The sequence below is a fragment of the Flavipsychrobacter sp. genome, assembly GCA_041392855.1.
Lineage (GTDB): Bacteria > Bacteroidota > Bacteroidia > Chitinophagales > Chitinophagaceae > UBA5543.
Genome location: JAWKLD010000001.1, coordinates 1,799,596 through 1,820,947, shown reverse-complemented (window position 1 = coordinate 1,820,947; position 21,352 = coordinate 1,799,596). Strand labels below are relative to the sequence as shown.

General features: G+C 38.7%; 23 protein-coding genes. 14 read left to right on the top strand and 9 right to left on the bottom strand.

Going from position 1 to position 21,352, the window contains the following annotated elements; genetic code table 11:
* From R2800_08460 to R2800_08425, 8 genes are all read left to right on the top strand, one after another.
* Positions 1-573: a pentapeptide repeat-containing protein gene (locus R2800_08460; GenBank protein MEZ5017073.1), complete on the top strand. Its 573-nt coding sequence runs from the start codon at positions 1-3 to the stop codon at positions 571-573.
* Positions 574-688: 115 nt separating this feature from the next.
* Positions 689-910, top strand: a complete 222-nt coding sequence (locus R2800_08455) for a hypothetical protein (GenBank protein MEZ5017072.1) — start codon at positions 689-691, stop codon at positions 908-910.
* A 145-nt stretch (positions 911-1,055) separates the two neighbouring features.
* A complete protein-coding gene (locus R2800_08450) occupies positions 1,056-1,505 on the top strand; it encodes a cold shock domain-containing protein (protein MEZ5017071.1) in 450 nt (149 codons plus the stop codon).
* A 263-nt stretch (positions 1,506-1,768) separates the two neighbouring features.
* Positions 1,769-2,239 (top strand): hypothetical protein, encoded by a 471-nt coding sequence (locus R2800_08445; protein MEZ5017070.1) that lies wholly within the window; start codon positions 1,769-1,771, stop codon positions 2,237-2,239.
* A gap of 44 nt (positions 2,240-2,283) precedes the next feature.
* Positions 2,284-2,688, top strand: a complete 405-nt coding sequence (locus R2800_08440) for a hypothetical protein (GenBank protein MEZ5017069.1) — start codon at positions 2,284-2,286, stop codon at positions 2,686-2,688.
* A gap of 50 nt (positions 2,689-2,738) precedes the next feature.
* Positions 2,739-3,971, top strand: coding sequence for a hypothetical protein (locus R2800_08435; protein MEZ5017068.1), 1,233 nt, complete (start codon positions 2,739-2,741; stop codon positions 3,969-3,971).
* 3 nt (positions 3,972-3,974) lie between these two features.
* Positions 3,975-5,204: a hypothetical protein gene (locus R2800_08430; protein MEZ5017067.1), complete on the top strand. Its 1,230-nt coding sequence runs from the start codon at positions 3,975-3,977 to the stop codon at positions 5,202-5,204.
* Entirely contained in the window at positions 5,171-5,680 is a 510-nt protein-coding gene (locus R2800_08425) for a hypothetical protein (GenBank protein ID MEZ5017066.1), read from the top strand. Before R2800_08430 ends, R2800_08425 begins: the two co-directional genes overlap by 34 nt.
* Before the next feature lie 23 nt (positions 5,681-5,703).
* Here the strand turns inward: R2800_08425 and R2800_08420 are convergent, their stop codons facing one another.
* From R2800_08420 to R2800_08410, 3 genes are all read right to left on the bottom strand, one after another.
* Positions 5,704-7,023, bottom strand: coding sequence for a S41 family peptidase (locus tag R2800_08420; protein ID MEZ5017065.1), 1,320 nt, complete (start codon positions 7,021-7,023; stop codon positions 5,704-5,706).
* A 109-nt stretch (positions 7,024-7,132) separates the two neighbouring features.
* Positions 7,133-7,858, bottom strand: a complete 726-nt coding sequence (locus R2800_08415; protein MEZ5017064.1) for a hypothetical protein — start codon at positions 7,856-7,858, stop codon at positions 7,133-7,135.
* A gap of 95 nt (positions 7,859-7,953) precedes the next feature.
* Positions 7,954-8,127 (bottom strand): hypothetical protein, encoded by a 174-nt coding sequence (locus R2800_08410; GenBank protein ID MEZ5017063.1) that lies wholly within the window; start codon positions 8,125-8,127, stop codon positions 7,954-7,956.
* 359 nt (positions 8,128-8,486) lie between these two features.
* Here R2800_08410 and R2800_08405 point away from each other — a divergent pair, with 359 nt between their 5' ends.
* Positions 8,487-8,999 carry a hypothetical protein gene (locus R2800_08405; GenBank protein MEZ5017062.1) on the top strand — a complete coding sequence of 171 codons (513 nt, stop codon included), beginning with the start codon at positions 8,487-8,489 and terminating at the stop codon, positions 8,997-8,999.
* A 195-nt stretch (positions 9,000-9,194) separates the two neighbouring features.
* Here the strand turns inward: R2800_08405 and R2800_08400 are convergent, their stop codons facing one another.
* Positions 9,195-10,118, bottom strand: a complete 924-nt coding sequence (locus R2800_08400; GenBank protein MEZ5017061.1) for a LamG-like jellyroll fold domain-containing protein — start codon at positions 10,116-10,118, stop codon at positions 9,195-9,197.
* Between the two features lie 72 nt (positions 10,119-10,190).
* On the bottom strand, positions 10,191-10,904 hold the full coding sequence (locus tag R2800_08395; protein MEZ5017060.1) for a DUF4386 domain-containing protein: 714 nt from the start codon (positions 10,902-10,904) through the stop codon (positions 10,191-10,193).
* 366 nt (positions 10,905-11,270) lie between these two features.
* Here R2800_08395 and R2800_08390 point away from each other — a divergent pair, with 366 nt between their 5' ends.
* Positions 11,271-11,777, top strand: coding sequence for a hypothetical protein (locus tag R2800_08390; GenBank protein ID MEZ5017059.1), 507 nt, complete (start codon positions 11,271-11,273; stop codon positions 11,775-11,777).
* A 128-nt stretch (positions 11,778-11,905) separates the two neighbouring features.
* Here the strand turns inward: R2800_08390 and R2800_08385 are convergent, their stop codons facing one another.
* Positions 11,906-13,945: a hypothetical protein gene (locus tag R2800_08385; protein ID MEZ5017058.1), complete on the bottom strand. Its 2,040-nt coding sequence runs from the start codon at positions 13,943-13,945 to the stop codon at positions 11,906-11,908.
* Between the two features lie 260 nt (positions 13,946-14,205).
* Here R2800_08385 and R2800_08380 point away from each other — a divergent pair, with 260 nt between their 5' ends.
* The 3 genes from R2800_08380 (at position 14,206) to R2800_08370 (ending at position 17,135) form a co-directional block, all read left to right on the top strand.
* Entirely contained in the window at positions 14,206-16,152 is a 1,947-nt protein-coding gene (locus R2800_08380) for an ATP-binding protein (GenBank protein ID MEZ5017057.1), read from the top strand.
* A gap of 525 nt (positions 16,153-16,677) precedes the next feature.
* On the top strand, positions 16,678-16,881 hold the full coding sequence (locus R2800_08375) for a hypothetical protein (GenBank protein ID MEZ5017056.1): 204 nt from the start codon (positions 16,678-16,680) through the stop codon (positions 16,879-16,881).
* An 8-nt stretch (positions 16,882-16,889) separates the two neighbouring features.
* Positions 16,890-17,135 carry a hypothetical protein gene (locus R2800_08370; GenBank protein ID MEZ5017055.1) on the top strand — a complete coding sequence of 82 codons (246 nt, stop codon included), beginning with the start codon at positions 16,890-16,892 and terminating at the stop codon, positions 17,133-17,135.
* 15 nt (positions 17,136-17,150) lie between these two features.
* Here the strand turns inward: R2800_08370 and R2800_08365 are convergent, their stop codons facing one another.
* Positions 17,151-17,381: a helix-turn-helix transcriptional regulator gene (locus R2800_08365; protein MEZ5017054.1), complete on the bottom strand. Its 231-nt coding sequence runs from the start codon at positions 17,379-17,381 to the stop codon at positions 17,151-17,153.
* Positions 17,382-17,589: 208 nt separating this feature from the next.
* Here R2800_08365 and R2800_08360 point away from each other — a divergent pair, with 208 nt between their 5' ends.
* On the top strand, positions 17,590-17,796 hold the full coding sequence (locus R2800_08360) for a hypothetical protein (protein MEZ5017053.1): 207 nt from the start codon (positions 17,590-17,592) through the stop codon (positions 17,794-17,796).
* On the opposite strand, the gene R2800_08355 is transcribed toward R2800_08360, so the two are convergent.
* A complete protein-coding gene (locus R2800_08355) occupies positions 17,797-19,104 on the bottom strand; it encodes a hypothetical protein (GenBank protein ID MEZ5017052.1) in 1,308 nt (435 codons plus the stop codon).
* Positions 19,105-19,114: 10 nt separating this feature from the next.
* Complete coding sequence (locus tag R2800_08350) at positions 19,115-21,241, bottom strand: ATP-binding protein (protein MEZ5017051.1); 2,127 nt, start codon at positions 21,239-21,241, stop codon at positions 19,115-19,117.
* Positions 21,242-21,352: the final 111 nt, after the last annotated feature.

Below are 21,352 nucleotides of genomic sequence, written 5' to 3'. Positions count from 1 at the left end.
ATGCGAGATCAACTCATAGCCGACGAAACTTTTGAAGGGGTAGATTATACGACCGCGCCACTGCCCAATGCAGAGTATGATAATTGTAGCTTTATAGATTGCAATTTTTCGGGTAGCAGCTTGGCGGGCAGTATGTTTATCGACTGTGAGCTGAACAACTGCGACCTGAGCAATGCCTCTTTAAAAGACACCGGACTAAAAGGAGTGCGCTTTAGTCATTGCAAACTGTTGGGCTTGCATTTTATGGATTGTAGCCCTTTTCTTTTTTCGGTAAGCTTTAGCCATTGTCAGCTCAACTATAGCACTTTTTATAAAATGAAGATGGAGCAAAATGTATTTGACCATTGCGATATGGTAGAAGTAGATTTTACAGCTACAAGTCTTCGGTCCTCAGTATTCAGTCATTGCAATTTGCTAGGGGCAAAGTTTGACCATAGCGACTTGGAAAAAGCAGATTTCCGCACAGCACAACACTACACAATAGATCCCGAAATTAACCGTTTAAAGAAAGCGAAGTTCTCACTGCAGGGTGTGGTGGGGTTGCTTCAGAAGTATGACATTACCGTGGATTAATATTGAGTTAAAAAAGGCATCTTTATACTAACCTTTATAACACATCAATAGGTCTTTAATAGTATGCGCCCCAGCATGAGATGAAGGATAATTTAGTTTAAAAATGCTTATGCACATGAAAACCGTTTTGCAACAAGTTTTTAGGAACTGGCTATTGTCTACACTATTCTACACAGCAATACTTACTGCTCTTTATCTGGTGGTATGTGGTATTTGGTATACCGACCTGTTTAGCCTTTATGGTTATGTAGTGGCCATAATTGCAGGCTTGTTTTTAGGCACCATTACTTACTTGGGCAATAAGTACATAGCCAAGATCGGCAGAAAAAGTTTATAAATATCCATGATAGAGCTATAGCCCCGCCAGTAGTGGGTTATGCGTTATTACACCCCTTTTTTTGCACAAGTGGGCAGTATTGATTAGCTTTTTCCCTAATAAAAGACGACCTTTGCACCTCACTAAAAAAAATACAGGTATTCTTATGGGTCAGGAGACAATGGGAAAAAAAGAGAGAGAGAAGAAAAAAAGGTTGAAAAAACAGAGAAAAGCAGAGGAAAAACAAGAACGTAAAGAAAATAACAACAAAGGCAAGTCGCTTGACGACATGATGGTTTATTTAGATGAGAATGGCAACCTTTCTGACACTCCACCTGATCCAAGCAAGATAAAGGAAATGAACCTAGAAGATATTCAACTAGGTGCAGCACCTGTAGAGGAGTTGAACCCTGAAGATCTGATCCGTAAAGGCGTTATCAAATACTTCAACGAAGAGAAAGGCTACGGTTTTATTAACGACCTTAAGAGCCAAGAAAGCATCTTTGTACACATCAACAATGCCAACGAGCCATTGAAAGAGCGTGATAAAGTAACCTTTGAAACAGAGCAAGGCGTGAAAGGACTAGTAGCTGTAAATGTGAAAAAGGCGAATTAAAATATAAAACAACCTCGTTGTAAGGACATATAAGAAAGAGCTAAAGCACCTACCAATTGGTAGGTGCTTTTTTGGGTTTTTATAGTAACAAAACGCTATTTTTTTACTCTTATAAAGTGTTTGAGAATGGGTTATTTCACCCTTGTACAGGCATCAAAAAGTAGTAACTTTGATATGTATTACCATGAAAACCGGTTTAAATAAAGGTAAGCCCGTGTATCCCGAAAAACGGAAATAGAGTAGGGGAAACCAAAAACGAAATCATGAAAAAGCTTGTTTTTATAGGGGCGATCCTATTGTCTCTAACTACAACAAAAACCAGTTTTGCTGAGAATTACACCGTTCTTTCTACTGAAATGTGTGACGAAGGCCCTAATGGGTACTACACAATAGATGCCTTTAATCAAGGTACGGTCACAACAGCTCTTGGAGATAGAGTAACAACACGCGTACTGCTCTGCAAAAACCCTGGGCCCAATACATGTAAAGACCCTGGTAAAATTGCCAAAGAAAATTATGACGACGAAGAAGTGGTACAACAGCAAGTAAGTGCTGAAATTGCCTCAGGCAACACTTCAGGTCAAACATTTTTGGACGGCTCCTCCGGTATTGAAACCGTAAGTACTTTTGATGCAACAACTGCCACGACCCCTTGTGTTATATGGGAATCTTCTCCTTCCGAAAATGGTGGCACCTGCACAAAGATCATTGTCTTCGATAGAGAAGACGACTAGTTGAATTCGAAATGTAAATAATACACTCACCTAAAAACAACAACATGAAAGTAATAACATTGCTTGTGTTTGCATGTTTATGTATTAACGTACAAGATGCTTACGCAGGGTGTAAACAAGTAGATAGAACTAATAGAGGTACACCTCAGTCAGATGGAAGTATGAAGTATAGAGATGTTGACGAGAATGTATTGACCGAGAGTAATTTTACCTATTTAAAATGTGATTATCCTGGAGATAAGGTATGCCAGTTTAAAGATGGGACCATAGCGCCTATCATTATAGATGGTGTGCCTCAAAATGCGGAGCAGATAGAAGAAACCGTGCAGATGCAAATAGCATCAGGAATTTTGTCTGGTACCGTTAATGGGGATGGTGGCGTAGGTTCTTATACTTGGACAGCTGTAGATATACATGAATATACCCTCACAATGTGTGATGGTTTATAATAATACCTATTGGTGCGTGACCGACGAAGTCACGCATCAAAATTAATTTTATGAATAAGTTTTTCTATTTACTGATCGTACTCTTGGGCTATAGTGCTTTGGCCCATGCCGATAATAAAAATTATGAGCTGAGAGAGGCTACCCCTACTAATGTCAAAATAAGTAAGGATGTAGACCTGTTTAATGTCGCTTATAAATACTGGCAAAACTGGCTGTATGTATTTGTAAAGGAGAAGAAAGAAAAGTCCGCTTTTATTAATATCTACAAGATCAACGCTAAAACCGGGATGCTGGATAGTAGAGATACGGTAAAAGTTTCAGAGGAATATTTTAGTATCGGAGATATCTTGATCGATGATAACTATATTTTACTAACTAGTGCTGATGAGTATGTACTGGTAAAGGATCGTAAGAGTACTTATTCAAACTTTAATGAGCTGAAAGAAAAGCAAGGAGCGCTGAACTATAAGCATGCAGAAAAGCTAAATGATAGTTTGGTCTTGCTATACAGGATATATAATTTTCATCCTAACGATGGCAACTCAGGGTTACATCTTACCCTCTTTAATGTCAATACACAAAAAGTAGAAAAAACGCGTTTGATCGATTTCCCTTCGATCATATTATCACATATGAATAAGAGGTGGCTTACGGTATCGGGAGACAAAATATTGTATGTGACGCCTCTTACAGGTAAATTATATGCTTATGATTTTAACCTGAACTTTGTTTCGGTAAAAGAGCTGAAGCTAAATAAACAAGATTTTTTAAGGAATGATGTGCTGGAGAAAACATATGACTCGCTTCATAGCGCTGAAACCTATATGTTGAGGAACAAAATAAAATTGGAGTCTCCCATATATACAAAAGATTTTATAGGCACAGTTATTAATGATGTGAGGAGCAAGGAAATGTTTATAGAAAAAATATTCCCTATTGATAATTCTGTTATCGGTATTTCAATTTCAAATCCTAAAACGAGCAAGCATTATCGAGATGTTTATGTATATGATGTGAAGAGAGATAAGCTGGTTTCGAAAAATACAGATTGGTTGTCTTGGCGGCAGGATAAGGTCTCAAGCCATAATGATTACTATCCTATAAGCATTAATTCTAGTCCTGTGTATGCCCCATTTTTTCATAAACGAAATATATACAGTTGCACGCTGTTTTATACCAAAACGATTACTCCCAGCTCTAGTGACGAGATATCAATGCGCATATTGAAAGATATAAATGAGAACGATTATCAAGTGACCATATTGAAGTACAAAAGGAAATAAACTATGCTGAAATTAATAACATTGATACTAGCAGGAGTATTCCTAACGATAGGGACGGTACAGGCACAATATAAAATTGTAGATGAGGTAGTTACAAATGACACCATACCTGCGTCTGAAGATGTAACCAATATGGCTTATGCTATTGTAGGCGATACATTATTTCATGGCCGTAAAATTGCTGATAGAAAAATTGTAATTACAGGATATAGGTTAAGCTCGGGAATGAGTTTTTATAAAGATACCATTGCTGGGTTGCCGCGTTCATTTCGCTTCATTGATATCAGCTTTAGTGCAAATAATTTACTGATCACCGATTACAATAGCTATTTATCTATAGCACTGGATAAGCATAGAGCGCCTCTGTATAAAGGCATTAGCCCTGTTAGGGAAGGTGCTCCTGTGTTTAGGAATTGTAGTTTTTTAAGTGATTCTGTTGCACTCCTTTACATAGTGTACAACTTTCACCCCAAAACAAGGGCGGCTGGTTTGTATTTGAATTTGCTCAACGTAAACACTAATGAATTTATTAAAAAGGAGTATTTCCCTTTCCCTGGTGTGAGTATGGCCCAGGTAAGCCGTAGCTGGGTAACAGTTGCCAACGATAAGATATATGCCGTTAGTCCTTTATCAGGAGTTTTGTTTGAATTTGATAAATCGCTAAAGCTGGTTGGTTCCAAAACCATGAGCTTGTTTGATGATAAAACAAGAGAGCAGAATATTGGTTTTGAGCAATATCTGGATTCTAGCGCTGTAGCTTATCGCCAGCAAGTATTAAGCGGTAATAGTGAAAAAGAACCACAGTTGGCAGGTATTAAAAGTAAGACCTATTCATTGATAGATACACTGTCAAAGTCGTTTACCTACATCGAGAGGATATTCCCTTATAATAAAGACTATATAGGCGTGTCAGTCTCTAATTACGAGTATGATAATAAGTATAAAGACTTTTTTGTGGTAGACACCCATGGCAATATTATAAAAGAAATTAAGAAATGGAACTATTCTGTTTCTCCATATATCACTAAACCTGAAGAGTTATTTCCCGTAGATATAAATAGAGAAAAAAACTATTTCCCATATTTTCAAGATGGCTTTATTTATACGGGAAGTTTGTATAATTACTCTCTCTTTTTACAAGGTAGCGTAAATGATGTTACCGAAAATATTTTTAAGAAAACAGCCCAAAATGGCTACGTATGGTCTATCCTAAAGTACAAAATAGAGCAATAGCTTTTTTAGTAGCAAGCTTACTATCTGTAGTATGTGCTAAAGCTCAAGCCCCTGATGCTAGCAATATTTCCAGTCGAATTTTAGACAGGTTGTATAGTATCGATGGAGATACTCCCAGTCGTAGTGCTAATTATGTTATTATTACGGATAGGAATTGTTATAGCTGTTTTGATAAGTTGTGCGACTATTTTTCTACCACTAATACCGAAAGTGCTGAAGTAAATGCCATCGTTATTATGGAGAAGGCATATCAGTATCTATTATCTACAAGGGCAAGGCATAAGGAAGGGATCAAATGTGTGAATAAGATTTATTTTTTGTTTAAGGAAGATTGTAAGGAGGAAGACCTGAAAAGTATTAGCCAAGCACCCTCCCCTCAATTAGTTAAGCTTAGTAACGGTAAGCTGGTATATCATACCTATTATCTTACAGAGCAAATGATGAATGCATCGTTGGCAGTTAATGCTAGCCAATAACCTCATATTGATATCGCAAAGAGCTAGTCTGTCGTCTTGTTGTCTATTAAAGAAAAAACAGTTTCCATTGCTGCATCGCGATTATGCAGTAGGTCTTGCAGGGTATAGGCTACCGGATAGTGTGGAGCTATGCCTCTGCTTTTATCTGTAGCTCTGGTATTAGCAACAAAAGTTTGTGTAGCACTACTGGCAAAAAGCGCTGTGTGGGGCAAATAGATATTCTGGTTGTTGGCATTGCAGGTATAGGTTGCTCCCGTTTCTTGCCCTACAAATAGGCCTATGTTGTGCTCCTGCATCAATGCACAGAGATGCCCTGTGGTAGAGAAGCAACCCCCATTGGTGAGCACATACAAGTCTCCCGAAAACTTGTTGGGCAATGGCTGTAGCTTTTCTTGCAGGTCTTTATAAAACATTGATGTGCCCGACTGGTAATATTGAAAAGGGGCATCGTTTAAATGCTGTAATAAGTAAACGGCGCAATATGGGTCTCCGCCTCTATTGTCACGAAGGTCTAGCACCACATGTTGTATGTCTTGTTGTTTTATCTGTTCAAAGCAATTATCTACAAAGGATTTGAACTTGGGCAACTCCTTATCGTAGAACACAAAGTTGCGTATGGTAATAGTAGCCAGCTGTTTTGCCTCATCCACAGAGAAGCACAAACCATTAAAACAGTTGTTGAGATAAGTGATGCGTTTGGGCTCTTTGGTCGTAGCTGTTAAAGCTATCTCTTGAGTGCCGCCTTCCGTTTTGGCTACAACAGTGTATTGCTTGGGGAATTGCAGTTGATAAGCGCACAGGCTATAAAACTCGTTATGGATAAACCAATCGGTCATGTTTACATTATAGCCATCAGCAGGGATGTGTTGGCGCAGTTGATCGCGCAAGGTTAGTACCGATACGCCATTGATAGATAGCAATTCTGTGCCTGCTTTTATGTTGTCCTTATTCTCCAGCGGGTCTATCACATAGAGGTGTTCGTCTACATAGCTTACTATCATAGGGAAGTACATAGACGGTTTTAGGTTCATTTTGTGCTTGAAGAAAACATCGGTATGCCCACAGCCTACTGCTGCGGTAACAGAACGGCATATCCATGCAAAAGCACTTATTGTTGTTTTGTCCGTTAGCATAGCTTCTTTCTCGGCTACTAGTTGACGAAAGTCTGGTTCGGAGATAAAGGCAAATGGTTGTGGATGATGGGCCCAAAGCGAGTCTGCTAGTAAGTGCAGGTCTGCCACATAATCTTCCCTGCTGTGGGTGTCGTGTACATTGCGCCCCTGCTGAGCTCGGCAGGCGGTAAGGCTGAGTAGTAATAGCAGTAGGTAGTAGAATCTTGGCATAGGCATATATGTGCTATCTAAAAAGACAGCTGTACTAACTGAAAAGGTATGACCATAATCGTTAAAACTATGATAAGACCAGTAAGGTAGGTGTTTAAGCTATGGCTGCTTAGTTGGTTGCCATTTCTACCTTGTCGCGCTCTTCGGCTTGGTTGATATGCTTGGTAGCTTCCTTGCTGTTTTTGATCACGTAGTAGCCCCAGAAGATGAAGCACAACCCTAAGAACTCCGTAACATACAGTACCTCTACATGGCCTGCCTTTGCTGACGAGCCACCGATGCCTGGTAAAAAGCCACCAATGGCAATGAGTACATTACCCCAAAAGCGATGTTTGAAATCTTTGTTCTGCGCATAGATAATGGCAGAGTAGATAGCACCACCTACCAAAAATATAAAGGCGTAGATATTGATGAATGGTGTGATATAGCGGATAAAGGTCCACTCCAGTATTTTACCATCCAGCTTGGGGTGTGGGCCGCCTTTTAGTGGAGATAATACCACCAGTATGCTGGATATGATAATAACAATAGTAAGGGTAATGGAGAGCGCCTTAGCCGTTCTGTGCTTCATGAGCAAGTGTACCGTGCCCTGTGCCAGTGGTGCACCGCCTAAGAAGGCACCGAAGATATACCATGCCTTAAAGTTGGCAGGACTATAGCCCATTAGTGTGTGTAGGCTCTCTGTTACCGTGCCTGCACCGTAGAAGAATACGCCCAGCATCCACCAGAAGATATAGCTATATCCTTTTTGTACACTCCAATGCTTGTAAAGTATGATGAAGAAGTAAATAGAAAATAGCGTGGTAGCTATCGGGATATAATTTACCGGAGACATATCTTTTGTATTTGGGCGCAAAGTTAACCCTTAGCAAAAGGGATTGCAGGCTCAACTGTCACAGGTGTGTCATAGTTGTTGGTAAGCTATGCGCTCTATTTTTGCTTTTTGGCTACCATTCCTACAAAGAAGATAAGGCTACCCGTAAGAAAAATGATATTTACCGTGCGGGCAAAAGGAGGAGCTCCCTCAGGCCAAAGCTGCCCCAGTAGCACTACAATATTGAGTGTCAGTAATATGATCGCAAATGTTTTGGCTCCTTTATTCATATAGCTGCTTTTTTTTTCAGTAGGTATGTTTTCTTCTGTATAAGACGATAAGGAATAGTAGAGCGTTTGTTGGTGTATATAAAAGCACCCTATTTGTATTGACAGGGTGCTTCTCAAGGGTTTTAATAGAATGTTTACTGCTTATTCTTTTCTTATCATATAATACTCCATACTTCTGTTTTCTCGCTACAAGGTTATAAATACACGTTCACTGTTCAATATTTCGCATTGATAAAGTCTTTATCGTAAATAAGTTTATAGTGGTCTTCCTTTGTGTCAAAGGATAACCTGAACACCTTTAGAAAATAGTAGGGCGTAAAGAAATGCACGTTAGCTTTTCATCACCTTGAATTTATTTTATGTTAAACACAGTGTCTAAAAAAATTGTATTGTTTTCCTTTTTAGGTTTTTTTTCAATGGGTATTATTTCTTCTTGTATAAAAGAAGGCGCCAATAGTGATGTTAAAGCTAAGGCTACGATATCATCCAGTGCAAGATACAACGATCCCTACCCTCATAAGTTGCATCACGGTGTTCGCAATGTGGATATGAATAACCAAGTAACTTGTGCACTTAGTTGTTTGAATTGTTTATGCCATATTGAGGAAAGTGGTTTAGGGCAGGAGTATCAACCAGGAGACCCTGGTGTTGTTTATTTAGAATTAACCGATGCCAACAAAGTAAAAGCAGTGAACACTTCTTTGCCTACAACCTTAAACCTGTCGGTAAGTGCATCTCAGCCTTTGCCTTCGTCTTTTGCAATTGGAGCGGGGTATAGTGCTATTCATATACAGCCTGGTACTTATGCAGTTCAGTCGGATCCAGGAAATCCTAATGGCTATTATCTTTTTGATGTGGTGTTAGTGCCATAATAGATAATTGTATAAAACCTATCAATGGAATAATAGGTGTCTCTTTTTAGGGACGCCTTATTTGTCTTACGCAAGTAGCTTCTAATGAAGAGTGTATGGAACCTAATATTTAATTATAAGTATAGGCAGTAATAAGCCCCAACTATGGACATAATTGGGGCCTTTCTTTATCTGGAGTGTGTAGGGTTGAGTTTTTTATTCTTTTCTGATAACATGATGCTCTTTATTGCCGCGCTTGTCGTACAGTTGTAGCAGATATACGCCTGTGGGCAGCTGGCTGGTATTGACCACTTGGGTTTGGTGGGCAATAGTGCCTTCCTTCAGGCTACGGCCTACCATGTCGGTAATAGCATAGCTATGTCCTTGCCTGTTGGTAATGTTGATGTATTGAGTAGTTGGGTTAGGGTATACCGAAGCCGCCACTTGCTGTGGAGTGTTCTTAATGCTAAGGGATACAGCAAGGTTGCTAAAGTTGTTTTGGATAGAGGTATGATCCAGTGGCTGGTCGGTAATGCGCAGCATGGCTATGCTACCACTGGAGTGTTCGGTTTTAGACACGGTGTCGTCTTGGAAAAAAGTAAGCTTCTGGTTGCCATCATAGAGATACACATTGGTCTTGTCAACATAGCTGCCAATGGAGTTGCCATCGTGATAGAAACGCATTTGCTGAGTACCCGCATCACGCGTTATGGCCAGATAATGAAATTTATTAGCCGCCATGATAGAGCCTGCGGTAGTATAGTTGGGGTATAGGTTGAAGTGTCCATTCCAGTTGTATAGCCCATCGTCAAACGCACGATCTTTAAAGTCGATTACCTTGTTGTAACCAGCAATTTGATCCAGGCTAAAGTAAAGCTCAATAGTGTAGCTGCCTGAGGCCAGTAGCCCTTTGGTATCGGCAAATACTAGTCCGCATGCCTTAGGAAAATTGTAGACGACACGGTTGATTCCAACAGGTAGCATTTCTGTAGTGTAAGTTCCGGGGCAAGAAGCAGTGAGGTCTCCGCCTACGCTTTCCGTCTCTTTGAGATTATGGAAAAAGTCGTAGTGATAAGTTGTCTGCGCTATTGCAGTAGAAACAAGTAGCACAGCAACGAAAAACAGTAGTAGTTTTTTCATGACTGATGCATTTTGATTTATTCTAATATAACAAATTGCAAACACATAAAAAAATAAAATTATATGTTGTTGTTAGTCATGCAGTTGGGAAGGGGCTATGGTTTTAGCCCCTTTTATAATTAGCCATAGGCATAGTGTTAGTTCGGTAATTACTGCGGTGAAGAGCAATAATATTTCGGAAAGATCAGCATAGCTTGGTGCCAAAAAGTTGGTGAAACAATCGACCAAGTAACCCACACCCGCTAGGGATATCATGATGCCCAGTACTTTAGTAAAGTAAGCAGAACGGTAGAAGAGATAGCCCAGTAGTAGGCAGCACACCCCAAAGAAGATACCACTTATCAAGTACCCATAGTGGTGCAGTTGTAGTTGTAGCATAGCCTGTGTGTATAGCTGTTGCACATCTGCCCCCGTAGCACTAGTGCTGTCTAGTATCAGCAGTACTGAGAAGTAGTGTAGTAGGTTGTAGCCTATGATGATGGCTTGTGCTAAGCGTAGCAGCATAGCGGTAAGGGCTAGTAAATGGCTCACAGGGCGTAGGAGCTGGTAGAAGATAATGGCCACTCCAATATCGCAAAGTACCATGATAAAATCGCTCAAGAAGCCGATGCGGTAGAGCATAGGAGCTGCCATGATGTTTTGTGCTGTAGCTGCAGCATCGTTGGGTACAATGAGTGTGCCGCGTACAAAGAGCTCGCTAAACAAGCCCGTGATGATAATGATGAGGTAAAGCAAGCCTGCGATACGTCCATATTGTTTTGCAGAAAATGTAGTGTTGGTTGTCATTTTATAAAACTGTTTTTGTTGTTTAATGTGGGGGCAAAACTAGAATGGCGCCTAGCAGCAAACGTTGACATATGTCAATAAATGAAAAAGCAGGGGGGTATTAATCCCGTACTGACTTTGCTAATAGAGTATGAACTTTGAAGCTACCAAGGAACCCTTATGTATTAGTGGTAGTATTAGTATATGCTGATGTTCTTTCAGTGTATCATTTCCTCCCATCGGCATATCGATACACGACCACGTTGTAATACACTCTAGCAGGGCCGCCAATGAGGCGGCCATTTTTTTTGTACCTACTGTAACTTTTAGTTACGTATAAATGGTATATTTATATTATATATTATTCACTGTAAAAAAACAACAACCATGAAAACTTTACTAACAGCTATTCTCTCAATAGCTTTCTTGTCGATGAATGCACAAACGGTGTATCGTGCCAAAACAGGCGCAACCACTGCTGCTACTGCAACAGTTACTATAGGTGCATCCAGTACGGTGACGGTGCAAACCGCAGCTACGAGTTTACAACCTACCAACGATTTTGTGGTCACCTCTCCCACACTTACGGTATCTATATCAGGCGGTATGATAAGCGTAACGGGTGGAACGCCCGGCGCAAAAATATGGTGGGTACCTTTTGACAATGGGGAAACACCATCGCTAATGGCAGAGATAGACGAGGTGGTGTGTACGGGATGCCCTCAAGGTGAGCCTACTCCCGGAGATTGTGTGAGCTGGGTGGAGAACAACAGGGCAAAATGTAGGGGCTGCGACTCGCAGTGTAGCTGGAAGAGTGTTGTGGGCCCTAAAAATGGTAGCTATTTGCTGGTAGAGGCCAATACGCTGATCTATAACGGAACTACCTATCAGTAGCCTGTAGGTTATTGTTTCTCTTTTCTTTGCTTGTCCAAAGAAACAAGGACAAGCAAAATTTTCTTGGTAGTAATATATGGCATTGTGTAATTAAGCAAGACAAAAGACAGAATATAGATATTAAACCATCATTCGATAGATAGCTTTTCAAAAAGTATTTGATTCCGTTTTTTTGAATCACCTATAAGTTTGTCAAAGCTTATTATTTCTGTATATAGTTTATAATTAGGATTATAATGGAAATATCCATTATTGTCAGGGAGTAGTGTATAGCCTGCACTATCAGCGAACTCTCTTAATTTAGGAGTGATGTCACAAACTATATAAGCATAAATAGGAGTGTCTTTCTTTATGCTTAAAGGTCTACCGTCTTTGTCAACACCTTTTTCAGATATGATTTCTCGACAATATTTATTTATTTGTGATATTGGGTTTTCTTTATCACTATAATCATCTCTCATTGGTCTCTTAAACTCTACTAATATGATTGACGAATAAGGGTGAGGGTTATCTGTAACAGCTAATGGGTGATTCATGATTAAGATGTCTGGGCGGTCTTTAGATTTGGACTCAATCTCCTCAATCTTATTCATAGGGATGTCTGATGCAAGATATTTATGGAAGGCAAGGCGTTCGTCAATAACCCATAAATTATGATCTTCAAATGAGATGTCATCAGAAACTTTCTTTAATGGAAATATTAGTTTATGAATAATATCTTCAGTTACATATTTGCCATCACCTTGTTTTTTTAGATTTGTGTCTAGTAATTCTAGAACAAGCTTTCTATGGATAACATACTCTGCAAGTTTTGAGTTCCCAACTTCAATAATTTTATTATATAAACCATTAAATCTTTCTTTTAAAGATTCATAATTATCAGATTCATTCATTTCTGATATTGCATCTTTTGCTTGCGTTAAGACTTCAATCTCCAGATCTTGTTGAAGTTTAAAAAGCTCTATTTCTAATTTGTTATCCGTTAATGTTGATGGTAGTTTTTTAATAGCATTGTTACGATATTTTAATAGATGTCTAAACCTTGGGTGCGACTGTACAAATTTTTGCACTTTTTCTAGGCGTTGTTCGCTTAAGTTTTCTATGACATCAGAAAAACGTTTTTTTACAACATCTATAACCGCATTATTAAGTTCGTCTAACCTTACGTCATTATGGAATAAGGACTCTTTCTTAGCGAAGGCAATCTCTGTACGCTCTTCATTAACATTGTCGTCTAGATAATTTCCTGAAACGTATACAGCAATAGAGTATGGTTCGTTATTATTATCTAAAATAAAACTGTCTATTTCTGGAATTAGATTGCTTATTTTTTCACTAAATACTTCTCTAGAATTAGCGGAATAGTGAATTTTATTATCCACCTTGGGGCTATAAAGTTTGACAATTCGTATGTCAAATGAATTATTATTAAGTTCTAGTTTGTTATTTTGAACTGCATTCTTTGTATATAAGTTAAAGTAGTCATTTACAACAACTTGCTTGTCTCCATCTTTTATTACTACAGTGGGACACTTATCCTTATCAAGAAAGTATGAAAAACAGTGTTCTATAATGCGTATAGCTATATCTTCAATCTGCTTATTGCACCATTTTTGATAGTCTTGTTTTAATCCTTTTAGTCGTACTTCTGTATAACGTTTTGGGTTATTAGATAAATCTTCACATTTATGATTCTCAATACCTGTACGTGTAGGCGCAAAAGTGAATTTGCGGTGTTTTAAGATGTCGCTTTCGTTATAGACGCTAACGATTTCAGCTTTTGTAAAAGCGCGTAGCCAAGTAATACGCCCAATCCCTTTTCCTCCTCTATCTACTTTATATGTAGAGTGGGCATAATTAAAAGATTCATAGTTTTTTTCTGTAAACCCAACTCCATTGTCACGTATAATAAAATCTACAATAGGGGGGAGAGTGTCTTCATTAATATAGTCGATATCTTGTTGTTTTGATCGAACAAGTTGAATTTCAATTTTTCCTTTCGATTCACTACAGCCGTCTTCTATTGCATGAATGGAGTTAATAATAGCCTCATAAACTGGCAAAAGAGTATGAGAGTAAGCAAGTTTCTTTTCTTTGACCTTACCTGCAATATCTATCTGCATTTGATTTTCAACGATTTTAGCTCTAAATGTATATACATTTTTCATGTTAAAACAGGGTTTTATCACCGTGTTGTACAAATGTACAAAATAATATAAACTTTTGTTTATATTATTTATACTCTCTCCTACACTTACAATCATCAAGTCACTTTTTAGTAGCTTGATGAAAGGCAGCTTTATATAGTAAAAGCATATTTGTAGAAGTATTTCTTGCCTCCTATGCTCTTAATTGTTAATTGTCAGGACTATACGTAACTTTAGCAGGTATAGAGGGAACATTTCCCATAAGAGATAACTACCTGCCTATGGCAAACAACTCCGCTACTGTTGAAAATAAACAACATGAAGATCTAAAGGCGCTCGTTGCTTCTTTAGATGATATCGTTTTTGCATTAGATGCCACCTATACCTTTCGTGATGTGTGGGTGCGCGATGAGTCGGTACTCTTCATGCCCAAGAGCGAGTTTTTAGAAAAGACCATACCCGAAGTGATGGGACCGCTTGCCCCTGCCATGACAGCACTGGTAGACAAAGTGTTGCATAGTGCTCAGGAGCAGGAGCTACGCTACAGGCATTTAGACCCTGCTGTTGACAAGCACTACCGTGTGCGTGCCAATGTATACAAACGCTCGACCAATCCCGAGGAGACTAGGATAATCCTCATGGTGCGCGAAGTGACCGAACAGGTAAAACAAGAGCGTGCCCTTGCAGAGACCCGTGCTAAACTAGAGCGTAGCAACTCGCTGATGGAAGATAGCCAGCGTATAAGTAGCACAGGTGGTTGGGATTTCAACATAGCTACAGGAGAAGTGTATTGGACGGATGAGACCTATCGTATCTATGATAAACCGTTGGGGTCTACGATTACCTATGAGGTGGCAGTAAGCCTATATATAAAGGAAGACAACCAAAAGCTGATGCAGCTGGTAACAAAGGCTATAGAAGATCATCTCCCTTATGAGGCGGTGCTAAAAACTACCACAGGTAAAACCATTCATGTATTTGGTGTGCCTATAGTAGAAGATGGAAAGGCGGTAAGACTGCATGGCGCTGTGCGCGATATAACCGATAAGATGTTGTCTCGCCAAGAACTAATACTGGCTAAGGAACAGGCAGAGGCTGCAGCACTTGCCAAAACACAGTTCCTCTCCATCATGAGCCATGAGATACGCACCCCACTGAATGGTATTATAGGTATTGCCAACCTGCTGGGGCTGAACCCTACAGAAGAGCAAAAAGAACTGGTGGACAATTTGATATTCTCCAGCAACCATCTACTGGAGCTGGTGAATGATATACTGGATCTGAACAAGATAGAAAGCGACAAGCTGGAGCTGATCATGGATGTGGTGAACGTTCGTCAGCTGGCAGATAGTATAAAACTACAGTTCAAAGAATTTGCAGGCAATAGAGGTATACAACTAGAAGTAGAGGTAGGCGATCTTGTGCCCAATGCCGTAGTGGCCGACCCTGTGCGACTGGGGCAGATACTGAACAACTTAGTGAGCAATGCCATCAAATTTACTGAAGAGGGTGGCGTGCATATAGGTATAAGGCGAGTGAACCAAACCGATGATAAAGTAAGTATTCGTTTCTCCGTTCGCGATACGGGTATTGGTATATCAGAAGAAGATCAGAAGCGTGTGTTCGACCAGTTTCAGCAAGTGCAGGAGGCACACAACCGTAAGCAATCGGGCACGGGACTGGGGCTAGCCATCGTTAAACGATTGGTGGCCTTGTGCGGTGGTGCAATACATATGAAAAGCAAAAAAGGTGAGGGAACGGAGTTCTGGTTTGAGCTGACACTAGACTTGCCTAAGCAAGATGCTAAGGGCAAGGACAGAACCATTACCAGCCATACAGAACATAAAGAAGCCTTTGGGCAGATGAACCTGCTACTGGTAGAAGACAACCCCGTGAACACGCTGGTAGCCACCAAGCAGCTGGAGCATTTTGGCATAAAGCCCGACACGGCAAGCAACGGTGTGCAAGCGCTGGAGCTAATGCCGAATAAAGAATACGATATAGCACTGGTAGACCTGCACATGCCCGAGATGGATGGCTTTCAGCTGGCGGCACATATACGCAGTAGCTACCCTAAGGTGCATATAGTGGTGTTTACCGCAGATATAATGCAGGAGGCCAAAGAGCGCTTGGCACAGCTGAATGTGCATGATATACTGAACAAGCCTTTTGTGCCACAACAAATGCTGAACATCTTACTCAAGGTGCTGCACGCTAAGGAGCAGTAGTTTTTTTTATTCTCGTCACTGCGAGGAACGAAGCAGTCTCACGTAATGGGTGTATAGCTCAATAGTTATTTGTTATTTCGAATCCTTTAGGGTGAGAAATCTCCTTAATGGTTAGTAGTGTTTTCCCTTCTCCGTTCTTTGCTCGTCCGGCAGCACCAAAGACTACGAAAATTTTATGACGGCTAAATTTTCGTGGTAGTGCTATATGGCTGTGGTGCTACTGTGCTGCCGAGCTTTATTTGTTTCTCGTCACTGCGAGGAACGAAGCAGTCTCACGAAATGGGTGTATAGGGTAATAGTTATTTGTCATGCTGAACGATAGTGAAACATCTCTTTATTGTTTAGTGATTAGGCAGATACTTCGTTACACTCAGTAGGACAAACACGATATGGCTGTGGTGCCATACTACATTGTCTTTATAGACCTAGGGTTTATTCTTGGTAGGGCTACTATTTAAAAATGGGTGTTTTCACTCCCCTTTTGGGGATGTATGTATTGTACTTTTATATGAAATGCACCCCCTTATGAAAGTATTACTAATAATTCTTGCCTTAGCGCTAACTGTTAGTGCTTGTCAATCATCCACTCCACAAGAAGAGGTTTTAGCGCAAACATGCTGTAGTGAAAATGCTACTTGCTCGGGCACTAAAAGTTGTAGTGCTTGTAAGAATTGTAAATACTGTAAACACTGTAGTAAAGATGGTGGTACTTGTGGGGTCTGTAAATAGTTAATAATATGGATAGAGTAAGATTGGCAACCTATGTACTAGAAGCCTTAGATGCTTTCAATGGCTCTGCACATATTTGGGAAGTATGTAGGTATGTTTGGTTGAATTATTTAAGAGAAGAATTGTCTATGGATGATAAAGAATATTATACTTGGCAGTATGATATACGTTGGGCTGCCCAATTATTAAGACATGATAATGTTATTGTAAGTGAGCCTAGAGGTTATTGGACTTTAGTAGAAAAGAACAGCTAATAGACATCACTACTCTTACAAATTTTCAAAACCATCGGAGAAAAACTCGGTGAGGGAAACGCCCAGCACTTTGGTGATGCGCACTAGGGTGGAGAGGTAGAGGTCTTGCCCTTGCTCGTAGCGCCCCCACTGCACGCGGTGTATATCATGCTCGTAGGCGAAGGCCTCGTAGCTGGTATAGCCTTTTTGCTTGCGTAGGTTTTTGATGCGGGTGCCGAGTGCTTGCCTTAGCTCTTCTCTGTTCATGATGCAATCTTAAATAGTCTCGGTGAATAAGCCGTCAACGTATATGCGTACAGCTATAAATTTCTTTCCACAAAAATAGATACTACCGTTGCGATAAATAACCACTGATGAGTATGTAAACTGATGAGTGGGTTACTGATGAGTAGGCAACTGATGAGTGGTTTTTTCTGCCAGCAAATTTTTCTACCATTGCAGAAATTTCCATTGCATGAAAACAAGAAGAACGGTGATCATACCACAGCTATACAAAGAGGAGTTTCCCTTCAGGGTAGAAGAGCTATCGGCATTCAGCTACAAGCACGGCATGTTTCTCATCTCCCTCAAAGACCGCAACATCATCCGCTACGAAACCACCAACCCCGAAGACTTCTTTAACTGGCTCAAAGAAAATGGGGTGAGAGATATTGATGGGTAGTTAGTATTTAGGGTTTAAAATTGCTATGCCTAAGCGAGCTGTGTGTGATGCAAACTTTTGTAGTATATCCGCGAAAAGTTTATCCTTTGCTTTAAGAATGATCTCGTATTTATTAGAATTCTTTAAATCTTCTTCGTTAAGAGTTTGAAATTTATAAAAATCAAAAATAACCCTTTGTGGCTTATCAAATCCATCAATGAAAACAGGATATAGATAGTTGTAGTAACGTTCCCCCTCGAAATATTTCTTATCATTCTCATTGTAGTCCAAATGTATACCTCCAATTATTCTTGATTGAGCTTGTTTTTTATTATTTGAAAAATCACATGGTGGTGTAACTTCTATGCATATTCTTCTCTTCTTAACTGTTTTATAGCTATCATTACTATCAAGGTCAATGTTAGCAGTTTTTTTACCGATGTGAGTAATAAATAGAGGTGAGTCTTTGTCTTTGATTTCGTAAATATTTCCTGGTATGGGCGTCTCCTGAGATAGATTATGTGTGTCTAAAAGTAATAAGGAATTTAAGTTAGAATACAATGTCGGTTTTTTTTGTTCATCTAATTCTAGTTTATACTTCTTCTCATCCGTAAAAAGTTTTTCTACATTATTGTATTTATTGGATATTTCAAATTGCAATGTGTCCATTAGAGATTTTATAAGGTCTTTTTGTAAATCATAACCTTCTGCTCTATCTATTGGAATGCCAGTATAGTTAATGGCTAACTTATATAACATTGATTCCAAGTAGGCGTCTTTATCTTTATTGTTTTCAAACAAGTTGTATAAATTCCATATTGTATTGTCTGAACCACTTTTTACAGATTTATTCCATTCTATAAAAAATGAGGATGAGATATCTTCTTTTAATTTTACTTCAAGATCATTCAACACGGAGTCATAGTTGCCTTTTTTTAAATACTCTTTTTTGTCTAAGGATATGACAAATAAGGGGTGTGTGAATTCATTGTTTTTTTGAAATATTTTGTCACAAAACTCACTGTAGTGATTGTCATGTTTAGTCCATAGGATAATGCCGTAAGTTCCATAGCTGTCGCCTATTATTGTTTTGAAATATTTTCTAATAATTGAAATATTCTCAACGCTTTTCTTGCTATCGTCAAGGTATAAATCTAAGAATATCAGTTTCCTGTTGTTAAAAGGGTGCGTCTGTTGCGCTATCTTCTCAGGTGTGTAATGTTTAGTCCAAATATCTTGTTTTTCAAGATGTTCTATAAGTGCAGCAACTTCGTCTGCCTTATCGTCAATAACTAAAGCGCTGGTAATAAAGTCTTGTAGTATGTACATGTGGGTGGTGTTATTTTTTTTCTTTAGGGAAGCACAAGGCGATAATAGCCTTGTTAACTTTTTTGCTTTTAACCTTATTTGGGAAATCAATGTCGTTTTCATCGGTTATAAATAAGAGTTTACCTTTCATCGCTACCATCATTTCATTTGCTACATGTAGGCCTAGACCTGACCCTATATTATGTGGTTTGCCTGTTTGAAATGGCTCAATAGCAACAGAATAAGGAAGGTTGAAGCCTGGACCATTGTCTGATACTATTATGGAGTTATAACCCGTTATTTGGTCCGTTATATATACTGATATATGCCGGTCTTCTTTTTTAGCATAGCCAAGCCAAAATATGGCATTGTCTAATAGGTTTGTTAATACAGAAGTAGCTTCAGCTTCGGCATAATATGCCTCAAGATCGCTATCTTTCCAGTTGCTCATAACTGTTATTGAATGATCAAGAAATCTAAATTCATAATTGTCTAATGCAGTCTGAACAATCTTATTGAGGGGGGCTTTCTTAATACTTGACTTTTTAAGCATAGTTGAATAGCCCCTAATTATTTTTTCTAGTGAAAGTGATAAACTAATGGCCTTATCTTTCTCATTCCTTTCAATACAACCTGTCAGTTGGGCAATTAGTTTGTCTATTTCATGAATTACTACACCTAAATTTAGTCCTGCATTAGCACTCTTGATTAATATCTCTTTTACTTCTTTATATTGGCTATTGATTCTATACAAGTAGTCTAAAATCTCGTTTTTTACTTCAGGTGACTTGATTTTTTCTTCAACTAATAATGATAGCTCGTTTAAGTCTGATAGTACAGGCTCTATAGCCTTATGCTTTTTATATAAAGTAGAAAGTAATGATTTGTCTATGTTTCTTTCTCGAACTATTAAGGAGAGAGCATAATTTACAGCCTCTGTAAAGTTGAAATAAGATTCATTTTCGATAAATCCTTCACGATTGGTTTTTTCCGTTAGCCCAGTACTAAGAGTTCTGTTTAACTTAACTGACCCTATGGCAATATTGTTACTAATGTTTCCTCCAACACGTCTAACTCTTTTTAAATCTATGCCCAACCAATCGTTATCTCGTTCTCCATAATTATATACTCTAACTCCATCACGGTACACCCTTATGCCTCCATTCTCTTTTAAGTAGTCTTTTAACGCTTTCTTTTCTGTATTTACAAAGCTGAATATTTGAGAATCGGTATCAAATATTATTAAGTCAAATTCAATAGGTCCTATATTGTGTTCTTTAAGGTCTATGTCTTCATAAACTCTATCATTCTCATTCCATTTTTTTATTATTTTATCTTCGTCTAAGAGGTCTTTAGTAGATACTTGACGTCCTTTGTCAATTTTCTCAAGTGTATCCCATGGTTTAAATTCGTAATTGAATTCGGTTATAGTAGAGCCATCCATTTTGCAATGTGCGAAGTATAGAGCATTATTCTTAATGTCTTCAAAATTAGGTAGTCCTTCAAATACATTTGTATTACTTGTTGCTATAACACTAAATGAATCATTTCCATCAGAAAAGGGACTATTTAATGACGTGATATTTCGATATACTTCCCTAAGTTGTCTTCTGTCCCAGCCAGTTTTTAAATCTTCTATTTCTATTTTTAAACCTGTAGAATTTTTAAATGTTAACGGAGTAGGAGATTCTGTTAACTCAATTGAAAAGTCTTTTATTGATTTTGCTGATTGTAAGTTGTTCCAATCTATATTTAATTCAACTTCTTTCCCAGTTATTGTTTTGGATATTAAGCGAATCTTATTGCCAAGTTTATGTATCCCCAATCTCCCTATGCCTTTTTCTCCTAGAGGTACTCGGCCGCATTCGTTAAGTTTTAAAGAGTTTTTCTTGTTATCCGTACCTACGACTAACCATACAGTTTCTATTATGTTCTTATCCATCCCTGAACCATCATCTTTAATAGTGAGTTTGGTTAACTTAGAGCCTGAAAAGTGAAAATCTACTGTACATTTAGTTGCACAAGCATCATATGAATTTTTTATTAATTCAAATAAAGCAATGCTTTCATTTTTTATTAAATCTTCACCTAAGTGAGATAAAATACGAGGAGATATTGAGAAATTAAGATTCATTAAATTAAATGAGTTTTGTGCCATTTATATTCTCAATGAGGTCGTACGGAATATTTAATACATGACACTCACCAAGCTAATATAGTTAGTAAAAGTAATCTATCCCACCGTGTTTTCACCCCTTTTTTGTTAACG